At 71.4% G+C, this 1727-nt stretch carries 1 protein-coding gene and 1 pseudogene; both read left to right on the top strand.

The features are described 5' to 3' along the window. Positions 1 to 429 (top strand): annotated as a pseudogene (locus KSNIM_RS16830) (NADH-quinone oxidoreductase subunit G); the annotation flags it as partial. Next, positions 429 to 1727: NADH-quinone oxidoreductase subunit NuoH (gene nuoH / locus KSNIM_RS16825; protein ID WP_263104033.1), on the top strand; the 1299-nt coding region annotated here is incomplete at its 3' end. The pseudogene KSNIM_RS16830 and the gene nuoH, both read left to right, overlap by 1 nt.

Raw genomic sequence — 1727 nt, 5'->3', positions numbered from 1 at the left:
GGCCTGCCGGACGTCACCGCCGCCCGGCGCGAGCTCGACGGCTTCACCCCCTGGGCGGGCGGCCGCCCGGCCGCCCCGTCCGCGCACCCGGCGCCGCTGCCCCGCCCGGCCACCGGCCAGGCCGTGCTGGCGGGCCACCGGATGCTGCTCGACAACGGCACCCTCCAGGAGGGCGACGAGCACCTCGCCGGCACCCGGCACCCGGCCGTCGCCCGGCTCTCCGCGGCCACCGCCGCCGAGATCGGCGCCGCCGCGGCGCTGCGGATCACCGGCCCGGCAGGATCGGTCGTCCTGCCGCTGGAGGTCACCGAGGACATGCCCGACCGCACCGTCTGGCTGCCCCTCAACTCCACCCCCGGCGGCGCGCACCGCGCCCTGGGCACCACCGTCGGCCACCTGGTCACCATCGCACCGGCACAGGAGGCGTGATGCGAACCCTCGCTGCCCCCCAGATGCTCGCCGCCTACGACACGCTCGCCTTCTTCGGCCGCGACCCCTGGTGGCTGGTGCTGCTCAAGGCGGTCTTCGTCTTCGCGTTCCTGGTCGGCACCGTGCTGATCGCGATCGTGTGGGAGCGCAAGGTCGTCGCCTGGATGCAGCTGCGGATCGGCCCCAACCGGCACGGCCCCTGGGGCATGCTGCAGTCGCTCGCCGACGGCGTGAAGCTGGCCCTCAAGGAGGACCTGGTCGTCACCGGGGCCGACAAGGTGGTCTACATCCTCGCCCCGATCGTCAGCGCGATCCCGGCGTTCATGGCCTTCGCGGTGATCCCCTTCGGTCCGGCCGACGACCAGGTGTCGATCTTCGGCACCCGCACCCCGCTGCAGCTCACCGACCTGCCGATCGCCCTGCTCTACATCCTGGCGACCGCCTCCGTCGGCATCTACGGCATCGTGCTGGCCGGCTGGTCCTCCGGTTCGACCTACCCGCTGCTCGGCGGCATCCGGTCCTCCGCCCAGATGATCAGCTACGAGATCGCGATGGGCCTGTCCTTCGCCGCGGTCTTCATCTACTCCGGCTCGATGTCGACCTCGGAGATCGTCGCCTCCCAGCAGCCGACCTGGTTCGCGGTGCTGCTGCCGGTGTCGTTCATCGTCTACATCATCGCGATGGTCGGCGAGACCAACCGCGCACCCTTCGACCTCCCGGAGGCCGAGGGCGAGCTGGTCGGCGGCTTCAACACGGAGTACTCCTCGCTGAAGTTCGCGATGTTCATGCTCGCCGAGTACGTCAACATGGTGACCGTCTCGGCCGTCGCCTCGACGCTCTTCCTCGGCGGCTGGCGCGCCCCCTGGCCGATCTCGACCTTCTGGGAGGGCGCCAACCACGGCTGGTGGCCGATGCTCTGGATCATCGTCAAGATCCAGCTGCTGCTGTTCTTCTTCATCTGGCTCCGCGGCACGCTGCCCCGGCTGCGCTACGACCAGTTCATGAAGCTCGGCTGGAAGATCCTCATCCCGGTCTCGCTGGTCTGGCTGGTGATGGTGGCCAGCGTCCGGGCGCTGCGCAACGAGGGCTACGACTTCGCCAAGGTGGTGCTGTACGTCGGCGCACCGATCGCCGCCCTCCTGCTGCTCGCCCTGGTCTGGGACCTGCTGCGGAAGAAGCCCGCCGAGGCCGAGCCAGCCCCGCCCGCCGCGTTCGACCCGATGGCCGGCGGCTACCCGGTGCCACCGCTGCCGGGCCAGGAACTGCCGCCCGTCCCGCGCCGGCGCAGCCGCGCCCCG

The organism is Kitasatospora sp. DSM 101779 (assembly GCF_025655475.1).
In the GTDB taxonomy this organism is placed as follows: domain Bacteria; phylum Actinomycetota; class Actinomycetes; order Streptomycetales; family Streptomycetaceae; genus Kitasatospora.
Note: the sequence above shows the minus strand (reverse complement) of the source record. Positions and strands in the feature narration are given on the sequence as shown.